The organism is Massilia sp. CT11-108 (genome assembly GCF_047302915.1).
GTDB classification, from domain to species: Bacteria; Pseudomonadota; Gammaproteobacteria; order Burkholderiales; family Burkholderiaceae_D; genus Telluria; species Telluria orientalis.
The window spans coordinates 1-432 of record NZ_JBKYMO010001264.1 but is presented as its reverse complement, the minus strand read 5'-3'; the positions used below and the strand labels follow the sequence as shown (position 1 = coordinate 432).

Here is a 432-nt window from a genome sequence, read left to right as displayed (position 1 = left end):
GCCGATGGCCGGCGTGATGCCGGCTTCACGGAAGCAGGACAGGATGGCGTCGTGCAGCGCGGGCGAGATCTCGCGCGGAAAAATAATCAATGGCAGGGCGGGCAGGTTGCGCAGCGCGACCGGCCCCTTCTTGCGCAGCAGTCCCGCGGGCGCGCACAGGATCAGCGGCTCGTCCAGCACCTTCATGTAATCGAGCTCGGCGCGCGCGCGGTCGGGCAGCGGGGGGATCAGGAGGCCGGCGTCGATGCGGCCGCGCAGCAGTTCGTCCACCTGCACATCCGACGTCGCTTCCTGCAACGACAGCTGCACGCCCGGATAGCGTTCGCTGTAGCGGCGCAGGAACGGCGGCAGCACGCTGTAGTCGGCCGAGGTGATGAACGCGAGCGCCAGCCGTCCCGCGGCCCCGCTGGCAGCGCGCCGCGCCAGTTCGGG

The 432-nt window shown here is 70.6% G+C and carries 1 protein-coding gene; it reads right to left on the bottom strand.

Annotated elements, in window-relative coordinates:
* Positions 1–432 (bottom strand): LysR substrate-binding domain-containing protein (locus tag ACEN88_RS34330; protein ID WP_413346868.1); only part of this gene is annotated, 432 nt, incomplete at both ends.